An 8,264-nucleotide genomic window follows, 5' to 3' on the forward strand; every position below is an offset into this window, starting at 1 on the left:
ATTTAACTAGTTCAAACCCCTCGCATTGCGAGGTGTTTGCTCACTCAAAAAACTGACAGGCCACTACTTGCGTAGCGCCTATTTCATTATTTCTTGTGAACATTTGATATTTTAAGTATTACGTCAATCCGAAGATCGACGCTGCACTTACATCAAATGCCCACACTTATCGACTGTTAATTGTTAAAGAACTGTATTCGGTTACTGCTTTCGCGCTATCGACAAAGCGTTGTGTTTGTCAGCTGCGAAGAAGGAAGAGTATGAAACATTTCAGCACAATCGTCAACACCTTCTTTTTACTGCATCGCCGTTTCCGGTGATCCTCAAGTGCCGCATTTGACTGCGTCTCATTGGGGAGGCGAACTATAGCAAAGCGCCCCACTGGAAGCAAGAGTTTCTCCGAAATATATGCAATCATTTTCAATTCCCCCGCAGTGCTTAATATAAAAGTCAGCTTTCAACCGTACAACGCCTCATTCATGGTTAAATACATCACCCTGATCATTTGACAATTTACCTGTAGGTTCGCTTCGTGCTCTTGAATACCGATCAAATTCTCTCCCTGGCACCCGATGCCAGTTCCGCCAAGGCAGGTAGCCAACTGGCCTTCCCCGCCAAATGGGATAAGCTGGGCCGCTCGGACGCCGCCATCTGGGGCGAATGCAAGGGAAGCGGCAAGGATCCCTACCGCACCCAGATCGACTTGGGCGAACCCGCCTTCAAATGCTCCTGCCCCAGCCGTAAGTTTCCATGCAAGCATGGACTTGCCTTGTATCTGCTCCTGGCGCAAGACAACGCCTTATTCGCAGCAACGGAAGCGCCCGCATGGGTAAGCGATTGGCTGCGCGACCGCCAGCAGCGGGCCGACAAAAAACGCTCTGGCGCATCGGAGCAGCCGGCCGCGCAAACTGAAGAGCAATCCGCCGCAAGCGCCGCCACCAACCGGAAGCGCGCGGAAAAGCGCGAAAACAAGGTGGCCAGCGGCCTGGCTGCACTGCACACCTGGTTGCATGACCTGGAACGCGAGGGCCTGGCTACCGTGCGCGACCGCGGCCCCGCATACTGGGAAGCCATGGCCGCCCGCCTGGTCGACGCCCAGGCCGCCGGCCTGGCCGGCCGCATCCGGCGCGCCGGCAGACTGTGCTTTCAAAGCGGCATGCAAGACTGGAGCCAGCAACTGGGACGGGAACTGGCCGCCATATATATGCTCGGCGATGCTTACGCCAGGCTGGAAACGCTTCCGCCCGATCTGCAACACGATGTGCGGACCCACATCGGCTGGACCACCAGCACCGACGATGTGCTGGCCCTGGCTGGCGTCACCGATTGCTGGCAAGTACTTTCACAACAGCACAGCGAGGAAGACCGCATACGCACGCGCGCCACGTGGCTGCGCGGCGCACGCAGCGGCCGCTGGGCACTGCTGCTGCATTTTGCTGCCGGCCCGCAGGGCTTTGAACAGGCGATCAGCGTTGGCACGCAATTTGAAGGCGAACTCTGCTTCTACCCCGGCGCCTATCCGCTGCGCGCGCTGATCCGTGAATCAGGTACGACGCTGCCACTATCGACGTTCCCGACAGAGCAGCCGTCCTTCCTGGCTGCAATGGAGTCCTATGCCGACGCTCTGGCGGCACAGCCATTCCTCGAGCGCTATCCGCTGGCATTGTCCGGCATGACGGCTCGCATGGAAGACGCCGGCTTGCTGCTGCGCTGTCCCGATGGACACCCCCTGCCCGTGAGCGCATCGTTCCGCCACGCCTGGCACTTGCTGGCAGTCAGCGGCGGCCACCCCGTCACCTTGGCGGGCGAATGGGATGGCCATGCCTTCGCGCCCTGGAGCGTGTGCGCCGACGGCCGCCTGTACAACTTTGAAAGCGATTTCTGCGCATGAGCAAACTCGACGCCGCCCTGCAGATGGGCAGTTCCCGGGCCCGGATTGCCTTCGAAGAAGAATTGCCGGAAGACTTGCGCAGCATGGTTGCGGACTATGCCAGCGAAAGCAGGCTCTGGCGCGCCATCGGCGCACTCGAACTGTGGACGCGCGCCGGCTACCTCCCGCCCGCTGCCGTGCCAGCCACCGCGATCTCCAGTACCGATACGCAAGAAGATGCGTTGCAGGCTTGCCCGTCGCGTGCGGAAGCCATGTTGGCGCAACTGCTGCGGGACAGTCATCCGCCATTGCGTGGCGAATGGCTGCGCCTTGCCGCTTTGCACCACTGCCGCATTCCGGCCCGCCTGCTGCCCAGGATGCTGGAAGTGGGCAGCAGCCAGCAGGCGCTACGGCCTGCCATCGTGGCCGTGCTGGGTGCGCGCGGCCACTGGCTGGCCCGGCAACATGCGCAATGGACGTGGGCGAGCAGCACGCCTGGCAATGACGATGGCGACAGCGCGGCGCAGTGGGAAGCGGGCACGCTTGCACAACGCGTGCTCGCCTTGCGCCAGTTGCGGGCACGCGATCCCGTCGCGGCCTTGCAGCGCCTGCAGGCAAGCTGGAGCCAGGAATCGCCTGAAGACCGCGCAATGCTCCTGCCCTGCCTGAGCGTATCGCTGAGCCTGGCCGATGAAGCGTTCCTGGAGGCGGCGCTCGACGACCGCCGCAAGGAAGTCCGGCTGCAGGCGCAGCAGCTGTTGCGCACCTTGCCCGGCTGCGCGCTGCAACAGCGCATGCTGGAACGGCTGGCGCCATTGCTCCATCTGCAACGGCGCAAGCTGTTCCCTGACAGCCTCGACGTCGCGCTGCCCGCCGCCAGCGATAAATCCATGCTGCGCGATGGCATCGGTGCACAAGGCCGGCCGCAACTGGGCGAGAAGGCAGGCTGGCTGGCCGACATGCTGGCATCGCTGTCGCCGCTGCACTGGACTGAGCTGTTTGACAAGTCTCCCGCACAGTGCCTGAAGTTGGCCCTCAACAACGATTTCCACGGCGCCCTGGTGCAGGGATGGAGCAGCGCCCTGCTGTGGCACATGGACGCCGGCACAGCCACGCCGGCCGCAGCCGCGGCACTGGGCGACTGGCTGCAGGCGCTGACCTTGCTCTGGCTGGCAACCGATGGCGTGCGCGTATACTATGTGCGCGATTTTTTCTCCGCCTATGGCGCATTGCCCGCCGCCGACGCACATTCCCGGCTTGCTCAGCTGGTTGACGCCTGCGGCCCCACGTGGAGCGACCAGCAATTGCCACTGCTGGGCGTGCTGGCCGACGCCGCGCGCGCCTCGTCCACGCCCTGGCCAGCCGCCCTGTCGCTGGCCGTGATGCAGCGCCTGCGCACCGGCCTGCCAGCATTTTCAGTGCCTGCCTGGCACTTCAAGCCGACGCTCGAAGCATTTGCGCAAGTACTCGATCCGGCCGCCATGGCTGCCTGCGAAGCAGGCTGGCCCACCGGATCGCCGGCATGGGCCAGCTGGCAGGGCCCCATCGACGACATGTTCAGCGTGATCCGTTTCAGGCATGCCTTATCCCTCTCTTTTCAGGAGCAATTTTGATGTCCAGCATTACCAACATTCTTCGCCAGCATGCTGAAAACCAGTTCGCCACGGAACTGGAAGCCTTGATCGCCGCCGACACCCGGCAGCGCCCGCCGCGCTGGAAGATGTCGCCATGGGCAGTCTCCAAGTATTTGCTGGGCGGCAAGCTCGACAATGGCGTCGAGATCACGGCCAAGTACATCGGCAATGCGCGCGTGATCGAAATCGCCGTCGCCACCCTGGCCACGGATCGCGCCCTGCTGCTGCTGGGCGTGCCGGGCACGGCCAAGTCCTGGGTCTCGGAACACCTGGCCGCCGCCATCAGCGGCGACTCGACCATGATCGTGCAAGGTACGGCCGGCACCAGCGAAGAGGCACTGCGTTATGGCTGGAATTACGCGCACCTGCTGGCGAAGGGGCCATCGCTCGATGCGGTCGTGCCCAGCCCGCTCATGCGCGCCATGCGTGAAGGAAAAATTGCCCGGATCGAAGAACTCACGCGCATCCCCGGCGAAGTGCAAGACAGCCTGATTACCATCCTGTCGGAGAAAATGCTGCCGATCGCCGAACTCGACGAAGAAGTGCTGGCGCAAAAAGGCTTCAATGTGATCGCCACCGCGAATGACCGCGACCGCGGCGTAAATGAATTGTCGAGCGCACTGAAACGGCGCTTCAACACCGTCGTGCTGCCCTCACCCCGCACGGCCGATGAAGAAGTGCGTATCGTGGAAACCCGCGTTGCCAGCCTGGGGCGCGCCCTGGAATTGCCCGGCGAAGCGCCGGCTCTGGAAGAAATACGCCGCATCGTGACCGTCTTCCGCGAATTGCGCGAAGGCGTGACGGCCGATGGCAAGACCAAGCTGAAGGGTTCCAGTGCCAGCATGAGCACAGCCGAAGCGATTTCCGTGATCACGCATGGCATGTCGCTGGCGGCCCACTTTGGCGATGGCGTGCTGCGCGGCGCCGACCTGGCGGCCGGCATGGTGGGCGCCATCGTCAAGGACCCGGTGCAAGACCGCATCGTCATGCTGGAATACCTGGAAACCGTGGTCAAGGAGCGCAATGGCTGGAAAGACCTGTATCGCGCTTGCCGCGACGTCATGAATTGAATCCGGACAGGCAGCGATGAGCATTCACCTTTTCGGCATCCGCCACCATGGTCCCGGCTGCGCACGCAGCCTGGTCCGGGCGCTGGAAGCCTTGCAGCCGGACTGCATCCTGATCGAGGGACCGCCCGAAGCGGACGAGCTGATACGCTACGCGGGCGACGCGGGCCTGTGCCCGCCCGTGGCGCTGCTCGTGTATGCACCGGCCGATCCGCAGCGCGCCGTCATGTATCCGTTTGCGGAATTCTCGCCGGAATGGCAAGCCATGCGCTTTGCCCAGGCGCATGGTATTCCCGTACGCTTTTGCGACCTCCCGCAAGCGCATCGCCTGGCCGAGACCGTGAGCGGGAAAGACGCCGAAGCCGAGACGACTACAAGGGACGACGCCATGCATGCGGACCCGCTGCGCTGGCTGGCCGGTGCAGCCGGCTTTGGCGACACCGAAACCTGGTGGGACCACCTGGTCGAGCAGCGCGGCGACAGCCTGGACTTGTTTGCCGCCATTGCCGAGATGATGGACGTGGTACGCAGCGAAATCGCACTGCCGCCGAATGCGCTGGAAAGCCGGCGCGAAGCCTATATGCGCAGCATGATACGCCAGGCGGAAAAACAGGGACACCAGCGCATTGCCGTCGTTTGCGGCGCTTACCACGTTCCCGCGCTCAAGCAGATGCCCAGCGCCAAGAGCGATGCAGAACTGCTCAAGGGTTTGCCAAAAATCAAACTGGCAGCCACCTGGACGCCGTGGAGCTATGGCCGGCTGTCGTTTCGCAGCGGCTATGGCGCCGGGGTCGAAGCGCCAGGCTGGTATCACCATCTGTGGCAACGGCCTGAGCAGGCGGGACTGTACTGGTTGACCGATGTCGCCACGCTGTTGCGCAAGCATGATCTCGATGCGTCGCCGGCCCACACCATCGAAGCCTTGCGCCTCGCCGATACGCTGGCCGCCATGCGCGAGCGTTCGCGTGCGGGCCTGGGCGAATTGCAGGACGCCGTGCGCTCCGTCTATTGCTACGACAGCGAACTGCCGCTGCGCCTGATCGCCTCGGCACTGCTGATCAACGAGCGCCTGGGCCAGGTGCCGGCCAGCGTGCCAACCCTGCCCCTGGTGCAGGATGTGCAGGCGTTGCAGAAACGCCTGCGCCTGCCGGTGCGCGCCGATGCCAGCGAACTCGCCCTGGATCTGCGTGAAACAGCGCACCTGGAAAAGAGCGTCTTGCTGCACCGCCTGGCCCTGCTGGACATCGGCTGGGGCCGCCGCCTGCGCGTACATGGGAAAAGCGGCACCTTTCACGAACAGTGGCAGCTGGCGTGGGAACCGGAATTTGCCGTCAAGCTGATCGAAGCAAGCCTGTGGGGCAGTACAGTGGCCGATGCCGCCACTGCATGCGCACTCAGCCGCGCGGCCAGTGCCGAGACCTTGCCGCAACTGACTGCGCTGGTGGAAGAGATCCTGCTCGCCGATTTGCAAGGCGCCATCGATGGCGTCATGCGGCGCATGCAGGAAGTGAGCGCGACGACGCCGGACCTCGGCTATATGCTGGCGGCCCTGCCGCCACTGGTCAACGTCATGCGCTACGGCAGCGTACGCGGTGCCGATACCCGTGCCCTGTCCAGCATACTCGACGGTCTGGTCATGCGCGCCTGCATTGCCCTGCCTGCCGGCATGCGCGCCCTGGCAGACGAAGCGGCGGCGGAGCTCATGCAGGCGCTGGTCGGCGCCGACCAGGCCATCCGCCTGGCGCAACGGGACGATTACCAGGCCAGCTGGTTCACGGCGCTGGAACAGGCGGCCTTGCACGACGCCACGCACGCACTGCTGGCTGGGCGCTGCACGCGCGCCCTCAACGAGCAGGGTCACTGGAGCATGGAGCGGACGGCGAGCCAGTTGGCCTTGCGCTGCTCCCATGCGCTGTCGCCCTTGAGCAGCGCCCATTGGCTGGAAGGCTTTTTGCATGGCAGCGGCACCTTGCTGATACACAATGACGAATTGTGGCGCCTGATCGATACCTGGCTGGCCGGCCTGCCGGCCGATACCTTCATCGAACTGCTGCCCTTGCTGCGCCGCACTTTCGGCAACTTTGCCGCACCAGAGAAGCGCCAGTTATCTGAACGCGCCAGCCAGGGCAGCGGCACGCAGGTTCCGCTATCGGCAAGCATGCCACTGGACGAAACACGGGCGCGGCGCATCTTGCCCACCTTACGATTATTGCTGGATTCCACGCCGGCGCAGGAGCATGCATGAACGATGCAATCAAGACCGGTGAAGCCGCGCGCCGCTGGCGCATGGTATTGGGCAAGACCGATCAACAGGACGAGATCGCCTTGAACCAGACCGACCTCGACATGGATCGCACGTTGGAATCCGTCTACGGCCAGGGAGCTGCAGGTGGACGCGGCGGAGACTTGTCGGCCTCGGCGCCGAAGGTGGCGCGCTGGCTCGGCGACATCCGCCAGTATTTCCCCTCCTCAGTCGTGCAAGTCATGCAGAAAGATGCGCTCGAACGCCTGGGCTTGCAACAAATGCTGCTGGAACCGGAATTGCTGCAAGCGGTGGAAGCGGACGTGCATCTGGTCGCCACCCTGCTCAGTCTGAACCGCATCATGCCGAACAAGACCAAGGCCACGGCGCGGCAAGTGGTCAGCCGCGTCGTGCAAGAACTGGAACACAAGCTGGCCGCGCCGCTGCGCCAGGCCGTGGCGGGTAGCCTGAGCCGTGCCGTACGCAATATGCGGCCGCGCCACAATGAAATCGACTGGCTGCGCACGATACGTGCCAACCTAAAACATTACCAGCCGGAATATCGCACGATCGTACCGGCTACCCGCATCGGCTTCGGTCGCAAGGGACAATCGCTGCGCGACATCGTGCTGTGTATCGATCAGAGCGGCTCGATGGCTCCATCCGTAGTATATGCCAGCGTATTTGCTGCGGTATTGGCCAGCATCAAAGCTGTCTCCACGTCGGTGGTGGTGTTTGATACGGCAGTGGTCGACCTGACGCCCTTGCTGGCCGATCCCGTCGACGTGCTGTTCGGGACACAGTTGGGCGGCGGCACGGACATCAATCGTGCGCTTGCGTATTGCCAGGGTTTGGTGACGCGTCCGCAAGAGACGATTTTTGTGCTGATCAGCGATCTGTATGAAGGAGGGAATAACAAGGAAATGCTGGCGCGGGCAGCCAGCCTGCTGGCCAGCGGGGTGCAAGTCATCGTCTTGCTGGCCCTGGATGACAATGGCGCACCCTCGTATGACCATCACAACGCGGCCCGGCTCGCAGCCATGGGCGCTCCCTGCTTCGCCTGCACTCCCGATCTGTTTCCAGATCTCATGGCCTCGGCCATCAAGCGCAACGATATGACGCAATGGGCTGCGCAGGCAGGCATTAACGTTATCGGCGGCACCGAATAGTTGCTGATGGCAGAAGGCACAAAGGCAGCGCGCAGCGCTGCCTTTTTTTCGCCTGTTATCGGAGCTGGCGTAAGTCGGATGAGTGCGCAAGCGCGTCAGCCGGCATCACCATCAGCGTCAAACAAAGCGCCAGACGAAAAAAAACCCCGCCATTGCTGGCGGGGTTTTTCTCTACTGCGAATAACAAGCCTGACGATAACCTACTTTCACACTGGTTGCAGCACTATCATCGGCGCAAAGTTGTTTCACGGTCCTGTTCGGGATGGGAAGGGGTGGGACCAA

5 protein-coding genes and 1 rRNA gene are annotated in these 8,264 nt (G+C 62.8%); 5 read left to right on the forward strand and 1 reads right to left on the reverse strand.

All coding sequences use genetic code 11. The features are described from left to right. Positions 1–532: 532 nt before the first annotated feature. From VPH41_RS28380 to VPH41_RS28400, 5 genes are read left to right on the forward strand one after another with little or no spacing between them, the layout of a single operon-like run. A complete protein-coding gene (locus VPH41_RS28380) occupies positions 533–1,891 on the forward strand; it encodes an SWIM zinc finger family protein (protein ID WP_328572277.1) in 1,359 nt (452 codons plus the stop codon). Continuing rightward, positions 1,888–3,483 (forward strand): DUF5691 domain-containing protein, encoded by a 1,596-nt coding sequence (locus VPH41_RS28385; protein ID WP_328572278.1) that lies wholly within the window; start codon positions 1,888–1,890, stop codon positions 3,481–3,483. The genes VPH41_RS28380 and VPH41_RS28385 overlap by 4 nt, the downstream gene beginning before the upstream one ends. An 8-nt stretch (positions 3,484–3,491) precedes the next feature. Further along, entirely contained in the window at positions 3,492–4,574 is a 1,083-nt protein-coding gene (locus VPH41_RS28390) for an AAA family ATPase (protein ID WP_328572281.1), read from the forward strand. 16 nt (positions 4,575–4,590) lie between these two features. Next, positions 4,591–6,816, forward strand: coding sequence for a DUF5682 family protein (locus VPH41_RS28395; protein ID WP_328572279.1), 2,226 nt, complete (start codon positions 4,591–4,593; stop codon positions 6,814–6,816). Further along, on the forward strand, positions 6,813–7,982 hold the full coding sequence (locus tag VPH41_RS28400; protein WP_328572280.1) for a VWA domain-containing protein: 1,170 nt from the start codon (positions 6,813–6,815) through the stop codon (positions 7,980–7,982). The genes VPH41_RS28395 and VPH41_RS28400 overlap by 4 nt, the downstream gene beginning before the upstream one ends. 187 nt (positions 7,983–8,169) lie before the next feature. Here the strand turns inward: VPH41_RS28400 and rrf are convergent. Then, positions 8,170–8,264, reverse strand: a 5S ribosomal RNA gene (rrf, locus tag VPH41_RS28495); the annotation flags it as partial.

The sequence above is a fragment of the Janthinobacterium sp. P210006 genome (assembly GCF_036231885.1).
Lineage (GTDB): Bacteria > Pseudomonadota > Gammaproteobacteria > Burkholderiales > Burkholderiaceae_D > Janthinobacterium > Janthinobacterium violaceinigrum.

What these genes read in the sequence shown, in the direction of transcription:
- VPH41_RS28385 (WP_328572278.1), top strand. Translation starts at nt 1,888, where the DNA reads ATGAGCAAACTCGACGCCGCCCTGCAGATGGGCAGTTCCCGGGCCCGG.
- VPH41_RS28395 (WP_328572279.1), top strand. Translation starts at nt 4,591, where the DNA reads ATGAGCATTCACCTTTTCGGCATCCGCCACCATGGTCCCGGCTGCGCA.
- VPH41_RS28400 (WP_328572280.1), top strand. Translation starts at nt 6,813, where the DNA reads ATGAACGATGCAATCAAGACCGGTGAAGCCGCGCGCCGCTGGCGCATG.